The organism is Citrobacter sp. CK191, assembly GCF_030333435.1.
Classification (GTDB): domain Bacteria; phylum Pseudomonadota; class Gammaproteobacteria; order Enterobacterales; family Enterobacteriaceae; genus Citrobacter_B; species Citrobacter_B koseri.
Window position 1 is genome coordinate 931,780 of sequence record NZ_JAOWFX010000031.1, and the last position, 20,595, is coordinate 952,374.

Consider the following 20,595-nt stretch of genomic DNA (forward strand, 5'->3'; position numbering starts at 1 on the left):
CACCCCTTGCAGGCCGGATGAGGCAAATAAATCTTATGCAGCAACAACGCTGTCAATCGCCGCTTTGGCATCAGTCTGCGCTTTGGCCGCGACTTCCGGGCCGTAAGCAATCCCTTCAGCAAACACGAAGTTCACGTCGGTGATACCAATAAAGCCCAGGAAGACTTTCAGGTACGGTGCGATCAGGTCTGTCGGCGTATCTTTGTGGATACCGCCACGGCTGGAGAGAATCACCGCACGTTTACCGGTCACCAGACCTTCCGGCCCTTTCTCGGTGTAACGGAAGGTGACGCCCGCGCGGGCAACCAGGTCAAAATAGTTTTTCAACTGAGTCGGGATGTTGAAGTTGTACATCGGCGCCGCAATGACGATCACATCGTGCGCTTGCAGTTCCGCGATCAGCTCGTCGGACAGCGACAGCGCGTCCTGTTGACGCGGAGTCAGCGGAGCGTCGCTCGGGCGCAGGGCACCCACCAGTTCGCCATCCAGTACCGGAACAGGATTCGCGGCCAGGTCGCGCACGGTGATTGCATCCGCAGGATGCTTTTCGCGCCACTGTTCAACAAAATAATCAGACAACTGACCAGACTGAGAGTACCCTGCCAGAATACTGGATTTAAGAACTAATACTTTGCTCATGGGTGTTTCCTTTTATGTGTTTGAATGGGGTGAGCCCCGTTGCTTGTTGACACTCTATTCACAATCCTGTCGCAGAGATAGCGCAATATATCGAATCCTATGTTCGAAATTATTGAACAACACACGAAAAGCGCCGATGTGGTACTCTATACCAATCATTAAAAAGAGATTTTACCCGGCAGAGCACTGCCCTCTAATGCTATGACAGAACAACAGAAAATCACCTTCGCCGCACTTCAGCAACAGCTGGATACGCTGATGCTGCGTGACAGGCAGCGCTTTGCCCGCCGTCTGCATGGCGTGAAGAAGGTTAAAAAACCTGATGCACAACAGGCCATTCTCCTGGAGATGGCGAAAGAGATTGAACAGGCAGCAGGTAAAATTGTGCTGCGCGAAGCCGCCAGACCGGAAATAACGTATCCAGAAAACCTGCCTGTCAGCCAGAAAAAACAGGCCATCCTGGAGGCCGTTCGCGACCACCAGGTGGTGATTGTGGCGGGGGAGACCGGCTCTGGTAAAACCACGCAATTGCCGAAAATTTGTATGGAGCTGGGGCGCGGTATTAAAGGGCTGATCGGCCATACGCAGCCGCGTCGTCTGGCGGCGCGAACCGTTGCCAACCGTATTGCCGAAGAGTTGCAAACGGAACCGGGCGGCTGCATCGGTTATAAAGTCCGTTTCAGCGATCACGTCAGCGACAACACGATGGTCAAGCTGATGACGGACGGTATTCTGCTGGCGGAAATCCAGCAGGACAGGCTGCTGATGCAGTACGACACCATCATCATTGATGAAGCGCACGAGCGCAGCCTGAATATCGACTTTCTGCTTGGCTACCTGAAAGAGCTGTTGCCGCGTCGCCCGGATTTGAAAATCATCATCACCTCCGCGACCATCGACCCGGAGCGCTTCTCGCGTCATTTTAACAATGCGCCGATCATTGAAGTTTCCGGCAGAACGTACCCGGTTGAAGTGCGCTATCGTCCGATTGTCGAAGAAGCGGACGATACCGAGCGCGATCAGCTTCAGGCGATTTTTGACGCGGTGGATGAACTGGGGCGTGAAAGTCCCGGCGATATCCTGATCTTTATGAGCGGCGAGCGTGAAATCCGCGATACCGCCGATGCGCTCAATAAACTCAATTTGCGCCATACCGAAGTATTGCCGCTGTATGCACGCCTCTCTAACAGCGAGCAGAACCGCGTGTTCCAGTCGCACAGCGGACGTCGCATCGTGCTGGCGACTAACGTGGCGGAAACCTCGCTGACTGTACCGGGCATTAAGTACGTTATCGATCCCGGCACCGCGCGCATCAGTCGCTACAGCTACCGCACCAAAGTGCAGCGACTGCCGATTGAACCGGTTTCACAGGCTTCCGCTAACCAGCGTAAAGGCCGCTGTGGACGTGTGTCGGAAGGGATCTGCATCCGCCTGTATTCGGAAGATGACTTCCTGTCGCGCCCGGAATTTACCGACCCGGAGATTCTGCGTACCAACCTGGCTTCGGTTATTTTGCAAATGACGGCGCTGGGGCTGGGCGATATCGCCGCATTCCCGTTTGTTGAAGCGCCGGATAAACGCAACATTCAGGACGGCGTGCGTTTGCTGGAAGAGCTTGGGGCGATTACGACCGATGAGCAGCAAACGGCTTATAAACTGACGCCTTCAGGACGCCAGTTGTCGCAGCTGCCGGTAGACCCGCGTCTGGCGCGGATGGTGCTGGAAGCGCAGAAACACGGCTGCGTGCGTGAGGCGATGATCATCACCTCCGCGCTGTCTATTCAGGACCCGCGTGAGCGCCCGATGGATAAACAGCAGGCGTCCGATGAGAAGCACCGTCGTTTCCACGATAAAGAGTCTGACTTCCTCGCCTTTGTGAATCTGTGGAATTACCTCGGCGAGCAGCAGAAAGCGCTGTCGTCGAACCAGTTCCGCCGCCTGTGCCGCACCGATTACCTGAACTATCTGCGCGTGCGCGAATGGCAGGATATCTACACCCAATTGCGCCAGGTGGTGAAAGAGCTGGGTATTCCGGTAAACAGCGAACCGGCGCAATACCGTGAAGTGCATATCGCGCTGCTGACCGGGCTGCTGTCGCATATCGGGATGAAAGATGCCGACAAGCAGGAGTATACCGGCGCGCGTAACGCCCGTTTCTCCATCTTCCCGGGTTCCGGTTTGTTCAAGAAGCCGCCGAAGTGGGCGATGGTCGCAGAACTGGTGGAAACCAGCCGCCTGTGGGGGCGCATTGCGGCGCGCATCGATCCCGAGTGGGTGGAACCGGTTGCCCAGCATCTGATTAAGCGTTCTTACAGCGAACCGCACTGGGAACGGGCGCAGGGCGCGGTGATGGCGACGGAGAAAGTGACCGTGTACGGTCTGCCGATAGTGGCCGCGCGCAAGGTGAATTACAGCCAGATCGACCCGGCGCTGTGTCGCGAGTTGTTTATTCGTCATGCGCTGGTAGAGGGCGACTGGCAGACGCGCCACGCCTTCTTCCGCGACAACCTGAAGCTGCGTGCGGAAGTGGAAGAGCTGGAGCACAAATCGCGTCGCCGCGACATTCTGGTCGATGATGAGACGCTGTTTGAGTTCTACGACCAGCGCATCAGTCATGACGTGATCTCCGCGCGCCACTTCGACAACTGGTGGAAAAAAGTCAGCCGTGAAACGCCGGATCTGCTCAACTTTGAAAAGAGTATGCTCATCAAAGAGGGCGCGGAAAAAATCAGCAAGCTGGATTACCCGAACTTCTGGCACCAGGGAAATCTTAAGCTGCGGCTGAGCTATCAGTTTGAACCGGGCGCCGACGCCGACGGCGTCACCGTCCATATCCCGCTTCCGTTGTTAAACCAGGTGGAAGAGTCCGGGTTTGAATGGCAAATTCCAGGTCTGCGCCGAGAGCTGGTGATTGCGCTGATTAAATCGCTGCCGAAACCGGTACGACGGAACTTTGTTCCGGCGCCGAACTATGCCGAAGCGTTTTTAGGTCGCGTAACGCCGCTGGAGCTACCGTTGCTGGATGCGCTGGAGCGTGAATTGCGGCGGATGACCGGCGTGACGGTAGATCGCGAAGACTGGCACTGGGATCAGGTGCCCGATCATCTGAAGATCACCTTCCGCGTGGTGGATGACAAAAACAAGAAGTTGCAGGAAGGGCGCGCTTTGCAGGGGCTGAAAGAGGCGCTGAAAGGGAAAGTCCAGGAAACACTCTCGGCGGTGGCTGATGACGGCATCGAGCAGAGTGGGCTGCACATCTGGAGTTTCGGTCAGCTGCCGGAAAGCTATGAGCAGAAACGCGGCAATTACAAAGTGAAGGCGTGGCCTGCGCTGGTCGATGAGCGTGATAGCGTCGCCATCAGGCTGTTCGACAATCCGCTGGAGCAGCAACAGGCAATGTGGTGCGGTTTACGCCGCTTGCTGCTGCTGAATATTCCGTCGCCGATTAAGTATCTGCACGAAAAACTGCCGAATAAAGCCAAGCTCGGTCTGTACTTCAACCCGTATGGCAAGGTGCTGGAGTTGATTGACGACTGCATCTCCTGCGGCGTGGATAAACTGATCGACGCCAATGGCGGCCCGGTATGGACGGAAGAGGCTTTTGCCGCGCTGCATGAGAAGGTGCGTGCTGAGCTGAACGACACCGTTGTCGATATCGCGAAGCAGGTCGAGCAGATCCTGACCGCCGTGTTCACGATCAACAAACGTCTGAAAGGACGCGTGGATATGACGATGGCGCTGGGGCTGTCTGATATCAAAGCGCAAATGGGCGGGCTGGTGTATCGCGGTTTTGTCACCGGCAACGGCTTTAAGCGCCTCGGCGATACGCTGCGCTATTTGCAGGCGATTGAAAAACGGCTGGAGAAACTGGCGGTTGATCCGCACCGTGACAGGGCGCAGATGCTGAAAATCGAAAGCGTGCAGCAGGCCTGGCAGCAGTGGATTAACAAGCTGCCGCCAGCCCGCCGTGATGACGACGACGTCAAAGAAATCCGCTGGATGATTGAGGAGCTGCGCGTCAGCTACTTTGCACAACAGCTCGGCACGCCGTACCCGATCTCCGATAAGCGCATTTTACAGGCGATGGAGCAAATCAGCCTGTAGCTCCGTGCTCAGCTCAGGCAGGAGATACCTTCGGGTATCTCCTGCGGCACGGCGCGCTTTAGCCTGTCATAAAGCAGCGCAATGTCTTTTTCAAATGCCGTATCTTGCGGCCAGACCAGATAGTAGCCTTCTCCGGTTGCCACCGCTTCATTGAACGGAAGGGCGAGCAGACCGCTTTTTACCGCCTCCAGACTGAGCAGCAGATCGCCCACGGAGACGCCATGCCCCCTTATCGCCGCCTGATTTCCCTGTTCCAGCGTGTCGAACACTTTTCCCCGACGGGTATTCAGCCCGTTAAATTTACCGCTGCGTGCCAGCCATCGCGTCCAGTCGCGCCGGTCTGGCGAAGGGTGAATAAGCTCGCAGTCGGCAATGTTTTCTCGTACCTGTTCAAGCAGCGCGGGGGCGCATATCGGGATCAGCCACTCTTTAAAAAGCTGCCTGCTTTGCGTGCCGAAACCAAAATGACCGTTGCCTAACAGGATGGCGCAGTGAAAGGGTTCGCGATTGAAATCCACCGTATCGGTGTCCATCCAGACGCTGGAAAGCTCCACGTTAAGCGAGGGCTCCTGCTGATGTACGCTGTTCAGCACGTCCAGCAACCAGCCCATTGTCAGGGTTGAGGGTGCCTTTAAGCGCAGACCGTGCTGCTGGTTGCGAAACGCGGAGCAGGCGTTTTCCAGCGTCCGAAAGCCTGCGGCCAGCTGCTCCGCCAGCACGCGTCCCGCTTCCGTTACCTCAACCTGCGGGCCGTTGCGGTGAAACAGCGGGCAGTCAAACGTTGTCTCCAGGGTACGGATATGTCTGCTGATCGCGCCCGGAGTGACGTTCAGCGCGTCAGCGGCTTTGCTGAATGATCCGAGGCGGGCGGCGGCTTCAAAAGCGCGCAGGGCATACAGTGGCGGCAGAGTCATGGCGATACGCTATTGTGAGTTTTACTCACATTAAATAGCAGTTTTATTCGTTTTTCAAACGTCATCGCTCGCTGAATAATGCCGGGAGTTTCCGGGCCTGTGTGCGTTATGAAGGAGAAAAGGCGTTGATTAATCTGACATTGCTGAGTGCGTATAGTTTATCGGTTTTACTGTTGCTGGTCACGCCCGGCCCGGTGGTTGCGCTGGTAACCGGAACGGCGGCCCGGCACGGCGCGCGTAAAGCCTTTGCGACCGTGATCGGAACGAACAGCGCCTCTCTGGTGCTGATTATCCTGGCGGCGCTGATGCTGGCCGGGGTGGTGTCGATCTCCGGTTTGTTTCTGTCTTTGCTGGGGATCGCAGGGTCGTTGTATATCGGCTACGGCGCGTTAATCAGCCTGCGGGCGGGGAATCCGCAGGCAAATGCGCAAGAAAACACGGTCGCTGCGGGCGACGGCGGGGTGATCCGGGGATTCATTACCGGCATTTCAAATCCGAAAGACATCCTTTTCTTTGTCGCTTTCTTCCCTCAGTTTATTGCGGTGACGCAGAACTTCGCCGCCAGCATTATGACGCTGACGGTGGTGTGGATCATTTTTGATTTTGCTGTTTTATCGCTGTACATCCTGCTCATCAATAACTGGTTGTCACCGCATCACAGCCGGCGTATTGGGCTGGCGTCATCGCTGTTTTTGCTGGTGATATCGCTGTCTGGCCTGGTCTATAACGTCCACGAAATCATTCACCACTTGCCGTACGGATGACGTCAGACTGACCAGCCGCCGCCCAGCGCTTTGTAGAGATCAATCTGTGCCAGCAGCAGATTGTTTTTCACCTGCACCACATTGGTTTGCACTGAGAACAGCGTGCGCTGGGCGTCCAGTACATCCAGATAAGACGAATAGCCATTGCGATAGCGATTCTGGGCGATGCGCAATGTTTCCTGCGCCACATCCTGCTGCGCCTGTAATTCACTGAGCTGTTCCTGATAGCGGGTGATGGCGTCGAGGCTATCGTTTACCTCTCTGAAGGCGTTACGCACGGTTTTTTCATAACTGTACAGCGCCTGATTACGCTGGGACTGGGAAATATCGACCTGCGCATTCAATGCCTGACGGTTAAGCAGAGGGGCGAGAATGCTGCCGCCGATACTCCATAAGCGGAGCGGGTCGTCAAGCAGACCGGGGAGCGTGCGATCCTGCACCGATCCGGTCGCCGTCAGGTTGATCGACGGCAGCAGGCTGGCGCGAGAGGCGGCAAGCGTCGCATCAGCCGCAATAAGCTGTCTCTCGGCCTGCACAACATCAGGACGGCGGTTGAGCAACGAAGAGGGCAACTGTGACGGAAACGTTAAGGGCGTCAGCGCATCAAAACGGTCGCTACGGGCCAGGCGCGTCGGGTTGCTGCCCAGCAGAAGACTCAGCGCGTTTTCCTGTTGTGCGATTTGGTGCTCAAGCAGGGGAATTTGCGCGCGCGTAGAGCGAAGCTCAGAATCCGACTGCATCAATTCCAGGCGCGAGCTGTAGCCTGTTTCATATTGCCGTTTTGCCAGATTCCAGGCTTCTTCACGCGATTTCAGCGTCGATTTTGTCACGTTGAGCTGCTCATCCAGCGCCAGCAGCGTGACATAACCGGACGCAACGGACGAGGCAACGGTTAGATCGGCGGCGGCGGCCGCCGCTTTTTGCGCCGCCAGCGAGGCCCGCGCTGCACTGGCGGTGCTGCGATTAACGCCCCAGATATCGACATCGTAGCTTGCCGTCAGGCTGCCCTTATACAACGTGCTGTAGATCGGAAGTCCGGTTGCCGCAGACTGCGTTCGCGCCCGCGCTCCGCTAACGCCCGCATCCAGCGAAGGGAACAGGCTGCCTTCGGCGGCATAGACCCTGGCCTGGTATTCATTTACCCGTTCGCGGGCAATCAGCACGTCACTGTTATTTTGCAGCGCCTGATCGACATAACGATTCAGATGACTGTCGTGAAAATTTCTCCACCATACCTGTTCTGTTGCGCTGGCGGGGCCGGTGGCGGTTCGCCAGGCGGCGGGGATTTGCAAAGACGGTTTTGCGGGTGCCACATCAACCGACTGACAGCCACTGAGCAGCAGGGCGAACAGCAAAGCGGCAACGGGACGGCGCGTCATTGTTTCGCCTCCCGGGTATCGATATGTACCTGCACCGACATGCCCGGACGCAATCGCGCAATCTCCTCCGGTTTACCCAGCACCTCCACCCGAACCGGAATGCGCTGGGCGATTTTGACAAAGTTGCCGGTAGCGTTATCCGGCGTAATGGCGCTGAACTCCACGCCGGTTGCCGGAGAAATGCTCTCCACCCGGCCTTCATAAGCCCGATCATTCAGCGCATCGACGGTAAACCGTACCGGCTGACCCACGCGCAGCTCCGCCAGTTGCGTCTCTTTAATATTGGCGATAACCCAGTGCTGCGGCGGCACCAGCGTGGTGAGGTGCGTTCCGGCGGTGACGTACGCGCCGAGGCGGACGGCAATCTGCCCAAGCTGGCCGTCGCGCGGCGCGACAATGCGGGTATTTTGCAAATCGATCTGCGCCAGCTCTAACGCTGCGCGGGCATTTTCAACGTCGGCTTCCAGCGCTCCCCGGTTGACGATCACCGTTTGTAAATCCTGTCGTGACATCTCCAGCGTGGCTTTCGCCTGGTCGATATCCGCGCTGCCTTGCGCGGCGCTGGCCAGCGCCGCGTCGCGTTCACGAATCGACAGTGAACCGTCGGCGGTGAGATCTTTCACGCGTTTCAAATCTGCCTGAGTCTTCAGACTTTGCGCTTTGGCGTTCTTCAGTACCGCTTCATTGCGCGCAATCACGGCTTCGGCGCTTTTACGCTGTTGCAGGTTGTTATTTAACGCGGCGATTTTCATGGCCAGCTGCGCTTCGGCCTGATGGACACGCTGGCGATAAATACGGTCGTCGATCTGCATCAGCAGTTCGCCTTTTTTCACCTGCACAAAGTCCTGCACATTCACCTGCGTGATATATCCATTCACCTGCGGGCTAATAAAGGTGGTTTGTCCACGCACATAGGCGTTATCCGTAAATTGCGTATGGCGGGTAAACGGCGGTAATTGCCAGGCGTAAAGGATCACCAGAACCCCGACAAGGCCAATGGCGGCAGCGGCAAAAATTGACACCACACGGAGATTGTTTCGGGTATTTGCCTGCTCTTTGGCGGCATCCTGCTGACTCATAGCTGCTCCTGAGGTAAAGCGATAAACATAATTTTCATCTGTTACTTGGTTCCGGTGGCTTTTTTCAGCGCCATCCGGGCGGTAATACGCAGTCGCAGCAAGCGCCATAAAATCCAGATTAGCGTAGCGGCGGCAATGCTGGCCGTCAGTAAATAAGTATCGTTATAGGCGAGGATATTTGCCTCAAGCGACGTAACGGTTTGTAGCTGGGCGATCGCCTGGGTGTTCAGCAATGCGCTGTCGCCAATCAGGTTTTTGTACATCTGGCTGTACATCTGTAGACGCTCATTCACCAGCGGATTTAGCGTGGTGAGCTGATCGGCCAGCAGGCTGGAGTGATATTTTTCACGCCAGGTCTGGAAAGTGCCGAGAATGGCGGAGCCCAGCAGACCGCCGATGTTCTGACTCATCCCAAATAAGACGGAAAAACTGACCAGATTGCGCGGATCGGCGATGACGCCGCCGATACCCGCCAGCATTGCCGGGGCAAGGAAGAACGCGCTGCCAAAGCCGAGTAAGAATTGGCTGACCATTAACTGGTCGGGGCGCGTCAGGTTTGTGGAGTGGCTGTCGAGCAGCGAGGCGACGATCATCAATGCCAGCGACGTAATCACGGGCCAGGCCAGCCGCGTCGGTTTAATCGTCAGGCAACTGGTGATGATGCCGCACACAATGCCAGCGAAAATTGACCAGGCCAGATGCGTCATTTGCTCATTCTGTAAGCCAGCGTATTGCAGCCAGCCAATTACGCCGGTGTTTTGCTCCGCCAGCACAATGCGGATCAGCAACATAATCAGCCCCAGGCGGAGAATACTGCCGCTGGAGAGCCAGCGCGTATTCAACAGCGGATTGCTGCGGTTATGCTCGAACACAATTGCGCTGATGATGAGTACCGTCGCCAGCGCCAGAGACCAGCCAATCCAAGGCGCTTCAAACCACCAGTCCAGTCGCCCCAGCGACAGCACGGCACAAACCAGCGCCATGCCGGGCGCGAGCAGAATAAAAGTAATAAAGTCTTTCTTTTCAAAAACCTTACGTCTGTCGCCGGGAGGCAGTTTTAAGGCGATGACGCAGCCCAGCGAAACCAGCGCCAGTCCCAGCTCAAAGAAGTACAGGCCGCGCCACTCATCCAGTTGCAGCAGTTCGGTAGAGAACAACCGGGCGAGGGGAATAGCCAGCGACGACCCGGTAATACCGATCGTTAACGCTTTCAGACGGTGTTTCGCAGGCCAGGCCTGTATCTGATAATAAATACCCAGCGAACTGAGCGCGGCGGCGACCATACCGTGCGCCGCGCGTACCATTAGCGCGGAACTCAGATCGTTGACGAAGAGGTGAAAAAAGGTGACCAGCACATACAGCACCAGAAAACCTTCGGTAAATGCCCGCAGACCAAACTGCTGGCGAAATTTCACCAGCAGCAGGTTAATTGAGACATTGGTCATGACATAAACGGCAGGCAACCAGGCGATCTCCGTCGACCAGGCAGCAAAGGTGCCCTGTAAATTTTGCAGATTCGCGGTCACGACCGCGTTCCCGAGGGCGCCGGTCAGACACACCAGCAGGCCGACCACGCCGTAGGCGATGCGTTTCGGCGTGCTGTGAATGGGAGTCGAAGGTGAGCCTAACAGCGCGGGCTTTTCGTGAGGCTGCCACTCGCGAGGAGCATAAGGATCGCGTTGGGGCAGGCGCATAACGTCGTATACCTTTGTATTATTTTAATGGTTAGCGGGCTAATGATTCTACGTCTGACGTAAACCATAATTCAAGTGAATATGAAAACGCCCGGTAAATCAAATATTCATTGCCGTTAAGCCGGGATTTTCGCTCATTGAACGTTGTTTGACATCAACGCTTTATCTCACCCTCGCACCACAGGATAATCAGCGGATCGTCTTTCGGAGTGATCTGGTACTCACCAGAAGCCACTCCGGTACTCTGCAAGGAACACAGGAGGAAGAACCATGAGAATGAGACCGTTTCCGGCATTATCCAGTGCAACGCTGGAAGCAGCGAATACGCTGGGGCATTGGCTGGCCCAAAATGACTTCTCTGGTGACGCGCCGTATCAGGCTGACTGCGTTGTGCTGGCGGGGAATGCCGTCATCCCGGCGATAGACGCCGCCTGCAACATAGCGAAAGCGCAGCAGATCCCGCTGTTGATCAGCGGCGGCATCGGCCATTCCACCACGTTTCTCTATGCCGCCATCGCCGGGCACCCGCGCTACAACACCATACGCACCACCGGGCGTACGGAAGCCAAAATCCTCGCGGATATCGCTCATCAGTTCTGGCAGATCCCGACGGAGAAAATTTGGCCAGAAGACAAATCAACAAACTGCGGTGAGAACGCGCAGTTTAGCTGCGCCCTGATTGGCCAGGTATCGGCGCCCATTAACACCGCCATTATCGTACAGGACCCGACAATGCAACGTCGGACGATGGCGACGTTCCGCCGCGTCACCTGCGACGATCCCGATTCGCCCCGCTGGTTGAGCTATCCGGGTATTGTCCCGACGCTGTGCCAGCACGATGACGGCGTGGATTTTGCCGGAGAACAGAAGGGGTTGTGGTCCGTGGATCGCTATCTCTCCCTGATTGCGGGAGAACTTCCGCGCTTACGGGATGATGAAACCGGCTACGGGCCGCGTGGCCGCGACTTTATTGTGCACGTTGATATTCCCGCTGACGTTGAGGCGGCGTGGCAGACGCTGCAAAATGACGCTGACCTGATTGAGACCATGAACAGTCGTTCGTTGCGTTAATGTTACTTTCTTGCCCGTTTGCGGAAATTTACGCTCAAACGGGCAAACTCTCTCCCCGATATCGCCTCTCTGACAGAACCTTCCTGGCTGCTTTTATGAAGCACATCACAAAACCAGCACCGCAGACGCCCCTGAGAACATGTGATTGTTATTACTTAACAATGATTTTACTTGTTAAGAACAATTCAATTACAGGAGCAGCGCATGTCCGCACCCGTACAACACCCGATGTATATCAATGGTCAATTTGTTAGCTGGCAGGGAGACGCATGGATTGATGTGGTGAATCCTGCCACCGAAGAACTGCTCTCCCGTATTCCTGATGGCGGCGCGCAAGAGGCGCGTCAGGCCATTGACGCCGCTGCGCGCGCTCAGCCGGAATGGGAGGCGCTGCCTGCGATTGAACGCGCGGGGTGGCTGAGAAAGATCGCGGCAGGGATTCGTGAGCGGGCAGAAGAGATCAGTGCGCTGATTGTCGCGGAAGGCGGAAAAATCCAGCAGCTGGCGCAGGTAGAAGTCGCGTTCACCGCCGACTACATCGAATATATGGCCGAGTGGGCGCGCCGTTATGAAGGCGAGATCCTGCAAAGCGACCGCCCCGGAGAAAATATTCTGGTCTTTAAACGCGCGCTGGGCGTCACCACCGGGATTCTGCCGTGGAACTTTCCGTTCTTTTTGATTGCCCGTAAGCTCGCTCCGGCGTTGTTGACCGGGAATACCATCGTCATTAAACCCAGCGAATTTACGCCAAACAATGCCATTGCTTTCGCGCAGATCGTGCATGACATCGGCTTACCGAAAGGCGTATTCAACCTGGTGCTGGGACGCGGTGAAACAGTTGGGCAGGAGCTGGCGGGGAACCCGAAAGTCGCGATGGTGAGCATGACTGGCAGCGTGGTCGCCGGCGAGAAAATTATGGCGGCGGCAGCGAAAAACATCACTAAAGTTTGCCTGGAACTGGGCGGGAAAGCCCCGGCAATCGTGATGGACGATGCGGATCTTGAACTGGCCGTGAAAGCGATTGTGGATTCCAGAGTGATCAACACCGGGCAGGTCTGTAACTGTGCTGAGCGCGTTTATGTACAAAAAGGGATTTACGATCGCTTTGTGAATCGTCTGGGCGAGGCGATGAAAGCGGTTCAGTTTGGCGATCCGGCACAGCGTGATGACATCGCAATGGGGCCGCTGATTAACGCTGCCGCGCTGGAGCGGGTAGAGCAGAAAGTGGCGCGCGCTGTACAGGAGGGCGCTCGCGTGGCGTTGGGCGGCAAGGCCGTGGAGGGCAAAGGTTATTATTATCCACCGACGCTGCTGCTGGACGTTCGCCAGGAGATGACCATCATGCATGAGGAGACATTTGGCCCCGTGCTGCCGGTTGTGGCGTTTGATACGCTGGAAGAGGCGCTGGAGATGGCGAACGACAGCGATTACGGTCTGACATCGTCTGTATATACGCAAAACCTGAATGTTGCGATGAAGGCGATCGGCGGGCTGAAATTCGGCGAGACCTACATCAATCGCGAAAACTTTGAGGCGATGCAGGGATTCCATGCTGGCTGGCGCAAGTCAGGTATTGGCGGGGCGGATGGCAAACACGGTCTGAACGAGTATCTGCAAACGCAGGTGGTCTATTTGCAGTCCTGATGTAACAGGCCGGGGTTTTCCCCGGCCTGTTAATGGCGGTCACACTTTGGTCGCAATCCAGTTCATCATCAGTTCCGGCCAGACCGCGACCGGCAATCCCTGCGTATCACGAATGCCAAACCCGTGTTTTCCTCGCTCAAACAGATGCATTTCCACCGCTACGCCAGAACGGCGCAGCGCGTTAAAAAATACCAGGCTGTTTTCCACCTTTACCGCCGGATCGTCGATGGCATGCAGCAGAAATGTGGGCGGCGTAGCGGCATCCACGCGTTCCTCAAGCGAGTAGTGGCGAATCTGTTCATCGTCAGGTTCCGCGCCCATCAGCTCAAGGCGTGAGCCGGGATGATGAATGTCGTCACGCATGGTGATGACCGGATAGACCAGCGCCATAAAAGCAGGGCGGGCGTTGATTTTATCCAGGCTGTCGATGGGGGGACAGGCGGGTTCAGCAAAGCGCGTTCCCAGACTGGCGGCGACATGCGCACCGGCAGAAAAACCCAGCACCCCGATGCGTTCCGGGTCGATCTTCCACGCTTGCGCATTGGCGCGAAGATAGCGCATCGCGCGCTGCACATCCGCCAGCGGCGCGTTTGCCCCTTCATCATGGCCATCTCCGGGCATCCGGTAGGTCATCACGAACAGGGTATAACCACGCGCATTAAAAAAGGGCGCCAGCGCGCTGCCTTCTTTGTCCAGCACGACGCGCCGGTAGGAACCGCCTGGCGTCACGAGAAGCCCCACGCCGTTGGGTTTATCTGGCGCGTAAACGGTGATTTCAGGAGATCGGACACCCGTGACGGCGCGATCGAAGATGGATGTACCGGTATGCCGCGGTTCTGGCGTAAAAACAGCATCGCTGTTTTTCGCTCCGGGGGCTTCGCCATCAGGCCAGAGGGTAAATGTGGCTGAGCGGGAGACGGCTTGCGCCATCATTTCTTCTAAGGTTTCGCGGCTGAATACGTCCATGACTGTGCTCACTCAGTGATAAACGTTATCTATAACACAGTTAATCCATTGAAAATCGGAAGGGATTCACATCGTCTTGAATAACCAGATAAATGGTGAAAACGGCGGAGGAACAATGCCTCCGCCAGAGGGTCAGAGTTTGGCGAATTTATCCAGCGTGCGAATAAGTTGGGTCACAAAACCGTACTCGTTATCGTACCAGGCGACGGTTTTCACCAGTTGCAGATCGCCCACTGTGCTGATTTCAGTTTGCGTGGCATCGAACACCGAACCGAAATGTGAGCCGATGATATCGGAAGAGACGATCTCTTCATCGGTATAGCCAAACGACGGATTATGGGTTGTCGCTTTCTTCAGCGCCGCGTTGATCTCTTCCGCAGTGACTTTTTTCTCCAGAATCGAGACCAGCTCGGTTACAGAGCCGGTTTTCACCGGAACGCGCTGAGCATGGCCTTTAAGTTTTCCGCTCAGTTCAGGAATCACCAGACCAATGGCTTTCGCCGCGCCGGTGGTGTGGGGGATGATGTTTTCCGCCGCCGCCCGCGAAGCGCGCAGATCCTTCCCGCGCGGCCCGTCGACCAGCGACTGGGTTCCGGTGTAGGCGTGAATTGTGGTCATGGTGCCAACCTGAATGCCAAAGTTGTCATTCAGCGCTTTCGCCATCGGCGCCAGGCAGTTAGTGGTGCAGGATGCGACAGAAACAATCTGGTCGCTGGCATCCAGCGTGTCGTCATTCACGTTGAAGACAATGGTTTTCATATCGCCAGCCGGGGCGGAAATCAGCACTTTTTTAGCGCCAGCGTCGAGGTGCGCTTTGGACTTCTCGGCTGAGGTATAGAAGCCGGTGCACTCGACAATGATCCCGGCACCGGTGGTTTTCCACGGAATATTTTTAGCCTCTTTTTCTGCGTAAACCGCAATTTTCTTGCCGTCCACAATCAGCGCGTCTTCGGTGAAATCCACACTCCAGGGGAATACGCCGTAGTTTGAGTCATATTTCAACAGATACGCGAGGATTTTAGGGGAGGTCAGGTCATTGATGGCGACGACATCAATGTCGCTTTTCACTTCCAGCAGACGACGTAACACCAGACGACCGATACGACCAAAGCCGTTAATGCCAATTTTACTCATGGTTTTCTCCTGTCAGGATGCAACGGTACGACACATTTTTTCCCTACCAGGCATAGTCCAGTCAGGCGTCCAGGGCAATAACAGATTTTGCGGCTAAGCGTAACTGGTTGAAATTGGGTGAACAAAAGTTAATGAATTTTTAACAAAAGCTCGCTATGTTGACGCTTTATTTTTTTACTCAGGACGTGTTATGAGCAATAAGTACACAAGCCTGCAAATTGGCATCCACTGGCTGGTCTTTTTACTGGTTATTGTGACCTACTGTGCAATGGAGTTGAGGGGATTTGCGCCCCGTAGCTATCGTCCGTGGATCAATATGGTTCATGTCTCGTGCGGGATGACGATCCTGGTGTTTATGGTGACGCGCCTGCTGGTCAGACTGAAATACCCGGCGCCGCCCATTGTGCCAAAACCAAAGCCGATGGTGACCGGAATGGCGCATCTTGGGCATCTGGTGATCTATCTGCTGTTTATTGTCTTGCCGATTATTGGCCTGGTGATGATGTATAACCGGGGCAATCCCTGGGTTGCGTTCGGCCTGGTGATGCCGCATGCGTCAGACGCTAATTTTGAGGTGGTGGATATGCTGAAAACCTGGCATATCACGCTGGCGAAACTGGGGTATTTTGTCATTGGCTTGCATGCCGCCGCGGCGCTGATGCATCACTACGTCTGGAAAGACAATACGCTATTGCGCATGATGCCGCGCAAACGTTCCTGACTCTTCTCACCACCCCGCGTAATGCGGGGTTTCTTTTAGAAAACACCTGCGTGTAACCAGACCCGTGACGCAGGTGAAGGAAACGGGTCTACATCGGAAGCGGGCAGTATAGCTATTTGTCATACAAATAGCGAGATGCTGCTGTTATAATTAAAAACCCGCCGAGGCGGGTTTTAGTTCATGCTACTTTTTTAGACTTTGGTTCCCTGTTCTGCTTCTTTAGCTCCCGGGAATGTACTTCTTGTAAAATGCGTTTTTTCTCACAATCAGCGAACCGTGTCAGAACCTGACGGATTAATGGCTGATAACCTAACCCATGCAAGTCGGCAATCATTTTGAGATCTTCTATCAGAGACTTATTTAGTCTGATAGAGATAGGGTGTAACTCCAGTGCGTCATTGATGTCCATTTCAGACAGGTCGTCTGACACTTTGACGTGAGCTTCGCTGGAACCAAGCTCGCGGGAATCCCATGCATCATCACTGGACGCAATCATACCGGCGGTAGCTGTTCGTTTATCAACGGTTTTGCTCATAAGTCGACCTTATTTCCCATGTTTATCATAAATACGAATTTCTTCAGCGTTAGGAGCGTAGGCTGTACGGATGTATATGCCTTTTCCCTTACGATGGATGAATACAATTTTCAGCTTTACGCCGTAGTCGGTTTCGGCGATGAACCATTTTGTAGGAGGATCGCTTTGGTGGTCCTCGCGAGTATCTTCAAGAAACCCTCCCGTTCGGTTAGAAAAACATTGAAGGATGTCGTCTTCGTTAACGGGGGGTTGTTTGTTTGCCAGCTTCTGCCTGATGGCTGGTGAAATATTCAGCCTCATCACCTCGGTTCCTTATGCTGTGATCCCTGCTGTATATACAAATATATAGCTATTTTAGACCATTTCAAGGGCGCCGAAGTACAAAATACGCTTATTTCATCAATCATTTCCATTTTGAATGGGTGCGGGATTTTACATCAATGGATTTTGAATTGCACTTTTTGTATATACAAAAACTCTGCTACTACATTTATCAGCAGACCTGGAGAGAGTCAATCAACGGTGAAAGAAAAAACGATAGATAAGACAGATAACTAACGAATAAATATAAAAACAGGTTACTTACAATGATATATGAAATTTGTTACTATACCCCCCTATAGTATGGAGGGCGTATGCCGCATTCACCTGAAGATAAAAAACGTATTCTCACTCGGGTTCGCCGTATCCGCGGGCAGGTTGACGCGCTGGAACGGGCGCTGGAGTCAGGGGAACCTTGTCTGGCGATCCTGCAACAGATTGCCGCCGTTCGCGGCGCATCTAACGGGCTGATGGGAGAGATGGTTGAGATTCACCTGAAAGATGAACTGGTCAGCGGCGACACCACGCCGGATCAACGCGCCGTGCGCATGGCTGAAATCGGCCACCTTCTGCGCGCTTATCTAAAATAAACAGATCACCTCACAATAATGGGAAGAGACAAATGAAATCACGTGCAGCAGTTGCATTTGGCCCCGGCCAGCCGTTAAAGATTGTTGAAATTGACGTCGCGCCGCCGCAAAAAGGCGAAGTGCTGGTCAAAATTACCCATACCGGCGTTTGCCATACGGATGCGTTTACGCTCTCCGGCGACGACCCGGAAGGCGTGTTCCCGGCGGTTCTGGGTCACGAAGGCGGTGGCGTGGTGGTTGACGTTGGCGAAGGCGTCACCAGTCTGAAGCCTGGCGATCATGTTATTCCGCTGTACACCGCAGAATGCGGCGAGTGTAAGTTCTGTAAATCCGGCAAAACCAACCTGTGTCAGGCGGTGCGCGCCACGCAGGGTAAAGGGCTGATGCCGGATGGCACCACCCGTTTTTCTTACAACGGCGAACCTGTCTATCACTATATGGGCACCAGCACATTCAGTGAATATACCGTTTGTGCTGAAATTTCCCTGGCGAAAGTCAATCCGCAGGCGCCGCTGGATAAAGTCTGTCTGCTGGGGTGCGGCGTCACCACAGGGATTGGCGCGGTACACAACACGGCAAAAGTAAAAGAAGGGGATAGCGTTGCGGTCTTTGGCCTGGGCGGTATCGGCCTGGCGGTGATTCAGGGAGCGGTGCAGGCGAAAGCCGGGCGTATTCTGGCGGTTGACACCAACCCGGAGAAATTCAAACTGGCGGAAGAAATGGGCGCGACCGATTTCATTAATCCGAATGACTATGACAAACCCATCCAGGATGTGATTGTTGAGCTGACCGATGGCGGCGTCGATTTCAGTTTTGAATGTATCGGTAACGTCAATGTGATGCGCGCAGCGCTGGAATGCTGCCACAAAGGCTGGGGCGAGAGCATCATCATCGGCGTGGCTGGCGCAGGCCAGGAAATTAAAACCCGTCCGTTCCAGCTTGTTACCGGGCGCGTCTGGCGCGGTTCCGCTTTTGGCGGTGTGAAAGGGCGTAGCCAACTGCCAGGCATGGTGGAAGAGGCGATGGCGGGGAAAATTCGTCTGGATCCGTTCATTACCCATCGCTTGCCGCTTGATCAAATCAACGATGCCTTTGATTTAATGCATCAGGGCAAGTCCATTCGCACCGTTATCCATTTCGGTGATAACTGATTCACATGCCAGCGGGTCTGCCGCTGGCACTTTCCTGAATTTTCAGGAATAAATGTTGTGAAAATGTGACAAACATTCCGATTTTCACCGTAAGCAAACTTCCTGGAATGCCGATGACTATCTAACGGGCGTGTTTTATACGCAATAACCTACAAGAGAGTCGACGGTCATGGACAACACATCAACGATGCAAGCACCGCATAAGCTGGGTTTTCTGCATCATATTCGGCTGGTTCCGCTGTTTTCCTCCATTCTCGGTGGCATCCTTCTTCTGTTCGCACTTAGTTCCGGGCTGGCGGGGTACTTCCTGCTACAGGCAGATCGTGACCAGCGGGATGTGACGGACGAAATTCAGGTGCGGATGGGCTTATCCAACAGTTCTAACCATCTGCGTACCGCGCGTATCAATATGATCCATGCAGGCGCGGCGAGCCGCATTGCTGAAATGGATGACATGAAAGCCAATATCGCTGAGGCGGAGAAGCGGATTAAGCAGTCGCAGGAAGGCTTTAACGTCTTTATGGCGCGGGCGGTAAAAACACCGGCGGACGAGGCGCTGGATGCGGAGCTGAATACCCGCTTCAAAGCCTATATTGATGGCCTGCAACCTATGTTGAAATACGCCAGAAACGGCATGTTCGAGGCGATTATCAACCATGAAAACGAACAGGCCAGACCGCTCGATACCGCGTATAACACCGTATTGCTCAAGGCGATTGAGCTACGCACGGCGCGCGCGAATCAGCTTAGCGACCAGGCGCATCAGCGCAGCCAACTGGGATTGATGTTCATGATTGGGGCGTTCGCGCTGGCGCTGGTGCTTACGCTACTGACGTTTATCGCGCTCCGCCGGACGGTAATCAACCCTCTGCAACGTGCTGCGCAGCGTATTGAACAGATTGCCGCAGGCGATCTCACCATGCCGGATGATCCAACCGGACGCAGCGAAATCGGTCGCTTAAGCCGCCATCTCCAGAAGATGCAGTCCTCTCTGGGGCAAACGGTGGGAACGGTACGTCAGGGGGCGGAAGAGATTTATCGCGGCACCAGTGAGATTTCCGCCGGCAATACCGATTTGTCATCGCGTACGGAAGAGCAGGCCGCAGCAATTGAACAGACCGCAGCCAGCATGGAAGAGCTCACGGCCACGGTGAAACAAAATGCGGACAACGCGCACCATGCCAGCAAACTGGCGGAAGACGCCTCCGGCAAAGCCAGTCACGGCGGTCAGATGGTGTCTGGCGTCGTGAAAACAATGGGCAATATCTCCAATAGCTCGAAGAAAATTTCCGAGATCACCGCCGTCATCAACAGCATCGCTTTCCAGACCAATATCCTGGCGCTTAACGCGGCGGTCGAAGCGGCGCGAGCGGGTGAACAAGGGCGTGGCTTCGCCGTAGTCGCCAGTGAAGTGCGCACGCTGGCAAGCCGCAGTGCGCAGGCGGCGAAGGAAATTGAAGGGCTGATCAGCGAATCGGTCAGACTGATTGACCAGGGCTCCGGGGAAGTCGTCGCAGCAGGCAACACCATGAATGATATTGTCGATGCCGTGCGACGCGTAACGGACATTATGCTGGAGATCGCCGCAGCCTCTGATGAGCAGAGCCGTGGGATTGTGCAGGTGAGCCAGGCGATTTCCGAGATGGATAAGGTCACGCAGCAAAACGCCTCGCTGGTCGAAGAGGCCTCTGCCGCCGCCGCGTCTCTGGAAGAGCAGGCCGCTCGCTTAACCGAAGCGGTCGGGGCATTTCGTTTGCAGGGGGGAAGTGCGATTAAACGCGCGCCGTCTGTGGACGTCGTCGCCAGTTCATCACCGCAGCCGGTAACAACCAGCGGTGATAACTGGGAAACGTTTTAAGCCTTAATATTGCCGGGTAACGACGCTAACG

17 protein-coding genes are annotated in these 20,595 nt (G+C 55.1%); 8 read left to right on the top strand and 9 right to left on the bottom strand.

Features of this window, described 5'->3' with window-relative positions; genetic code table 11:
• Positions 1 to 33: 33 nt before the first annotated feature.
• Complete coding sequence (gene azoR / locus OGV82_RS16090; protein WP_047463602.1) at positions 34 to 639, bottom strand: FMN-dependent NADH-azoreductase; 606 nt, start codon at positions 637 to 639, stop codon at positions 34 to 36.
• A 201-nt stretch (positions 640 to 840) separates the two neighbouring features.
• On the opposite strand from azoR, the gene hrpA reads away from it, so the two are divergent.
• Positions 841 to 4,743 carry an ATP-dependent RNA helicase HrpA gene (gene hrpA / locus OGV82_RS16095; RefSeq protein WP_047463604.1) on the top strand — a complete coding sequence of 1,301 codons (3,903 nt, stop codon included), beginning with the start codon at positions 841 to 843 and terminating at the stop codon, positions 4,741 to 4,743.
• Between the two features lie 8 nt (positions 4,744 to 4,751).
• Here the strand turns inward: hrpA and OGV82_RS16100 are convergent, their stop codons facing one another.
• The gene (locus OGV82_RS16100) at positions 4,752 to 5,657 is read right to left on the bottom strand and encodes a LysR family transcriptional regulator (protein WP_047463606.1); all 906 of its coding nucleotides are present in this window, start codon (positions 5,655 to 5,657) and stop codon (positions 4,752 to 4,754) included.
• A 128-nt stretch (positions 5,658 to 5,785) separates the two neighbouring features.
• On the opposite strand from OGV82_RS16100, the gene OGV82_RS16105 reads away from it, so the two are divergent.
• The gene (locus tag OGV82_RS16105; protein WP_047464083.1) at positions 5,786 to 6,421 is read left to right on the top strand and encodes a LysE family translocator; all 636 of its coding nucleotides are present in this window, start codon (positions 5,786 to 5,788) and stop codon (positions 6,419 to 6,421) included.
• A 2-nt stretch (positions 6,422 to 6,423) separates the two neighbouring features.
• Here OGV82_RS16105 and OGV82_RS16110 read toward each other — a convergent pair whose 3' ends face one another.
• The 3 genes from OGV82_RS16110 to OGV82_RS16120 are packed head-to-tail and all read right to left on the bottom strand — an operon-like array spanning position 6,424 to position 10,573.
• A complete protein-coding gene (locus OGV82_RS16110) occupies positions 6,424 to 7,800 on the bottom strand; it encodes an efflux transporter outer membrane subunit (RefSeq protein WP_047463608.1) in 1,377 nt (458 codons plus the stop codon).
• Positions 7,797 to 8,879, bottom strand: a complete 1,083-nt coding sequence (locus OGV82_RS16115) for an HlyD family secretion protein (protein WP_047463610.1) — start codon at positions 8,877 to 8,879, stop codon at positions 7,797 to 7,799. The genes OGV82_RS16110 and OGV82_RS16115 overlap by 4 nt, the downstream gene beginning before the upstream one ends.
• Before the next feature lie 41 nt (positions 8,880 to 8,920).
• Positions 8,921 to 10,573, bottom strand: a complete 1,653-nt coding sequence (locus OGV82_RS16120) for an MFS transporter (RefSeq protein ID WP_047463611.1) — start codon at positions 10,571 to 10,573, stop codon at positions 8,921 to 8,923.
• Between the two features lie 270 nt (positions 10,574 to 10,843).
• Here OGV82_RS16120 and OGV82_RS16125 point away from each other — a divergent pair, with 270 nt between their 5' ends.
• The gene (locus OGV82_RS16125; protein WP_047463612.1) at positions 10,844 to 11,644 is read left to right on the top strand and encodes a YdcF family protein; all 801 of its coding nucleotides are present in this window, start codon (positions 10,844 to 10,846) and stop codon (positions 11,642 to 11,644) included.
• A 204-nt stretch (positions 11,645 to 11,848) separates the two neighbouring features.
• A complete protein-coding gene (gene aldA, locus OGV82_RS16130; RefSeq protein WP_047463614.1) occupies positions 11,849 to 13,288 on the top strand; it encodes an aldehyde dehydrogenase in 1,440 nt (479 codons plus the stop codon).
• 39 nt (positions 13,289 to 13,327) lie between these two features.
• Here the strand turns inward: aldA and OGV82_RS16135 are convergent, their stop codons facing one another.
• Positions 13,328 to 14,254: an alpha/beta hydrolase gene (locus OGV82_RS16135; protein ID WP_047463615.1), complete on the bottom strand. Its 927-nt coding sequence runs from the start codon at positions 14,252 to 14,254 to the stop codon at positions 13,328 to 13,330.
• 132 nt (positions 14,255 to 14,386) lie between these two features.
• A complete protein-coding gene (gene gap / locus OGV82_RS16140) occupies positions 14,387 to 15,388 on the bottom strand; it encodes a type I glyceraldehyde-3-phosphate dehydrogenase (RefSeq protein ID WP_047463617.1) in 1,002 nt (333 codons plus the stop codon).
• 190 nt (positions 15,389 to 15,578) lie between these two features.
• On the opposite strand from gap, the gene cybB reads away from it, so the two are divergent.
• Entirely contained in the window at positions 15,579 to 16,109 is a 531-nt protein-coding gene (gene cybB, locus OGV82_RS16145; protein ID WP_047463619.1) for a cytochrome b561, read from the top strand.
• A 178-nt stretch (positions 16,110 to 16,287) separates the two neighbouring features.
• On the opposite strand, the gene OGV82_RS16150 is transcribed toward cybB, so the two are convergent.
• Entirely contained in the window at positions 16,288 to 16,644 is a 357-nt protein-coding gene (locus OGV82_RS16150) for a hypothetical protein (RefSeq protein ID WP_047463621.1), read from the bottom strand.
• A 9-nt stretch (positions 16,645 to 16,653) separates the two neighbouring features.
• On the bottom strand, positions 16,654 to 16,944 hold the full coding sequence (locus OGV82_RS16155) for a hypothetical protein (protein ID WP_052194494.1): 291 nt from the start codon (positions 16,942 to 16,944) through the stop codon (positions 16,654 to 16,656).
• 335 nt (positions 16,945 to 17,279) lie between these two features.
• On the opposite strand from OGV82_RS16155, the gene OGV82_RS16160 reads away from it, so the two are divergent.
• The 3 genes from OGV82_RS16160 to OGV82_RS16170 all read left to right on the top strand — a co-directional run bounded on the left by OGV82_RS16160 (position 17,280) and on the right by OGV82_RS16170 (position 20,564).
• Positions 17,280 to 17,555: a metal/formaldehyde-sensitive transcriptional repressor gene (locus OGV82_RS16160; protein WP_012132328.1), complete on the top strand. Its 276-nt coding sequence runs from the start codon at positions 17,280 to 17,282 to the stop codon at positions 17,553 to 17,555.
• 32 nt (positions 17,556 to 17,587) lie between these two features.
• The gene (locus tag OGV82_RS16165) at positions 17,588 to 18,706 is read left to right on the top strand and encodes an S-(hydroxymethyl)glutathione dehydrogenase/class III alcohol dehydrogenase (protein WP_012132329.1); all 1,119 of its coding nucleotides are present in this window, start codon (positions 17,588 to 17,590) and stop codon (positions 18,704 to 18,706) included.
• Positions 18,707 to 18,875: 169 nt separating this feature from the next.
• Entirely contained in the window at positions 18,876 to 20,564 is a 1,689-nt protein-coding gene (locus tag OGV82_RS16170) for a methyl-accepting chemotaxis protein (RefSeq protein WP_012132330.1), read from the top strand.
• Positions 20,565 to 20,595: the final 31 nt, after the last annotated feature.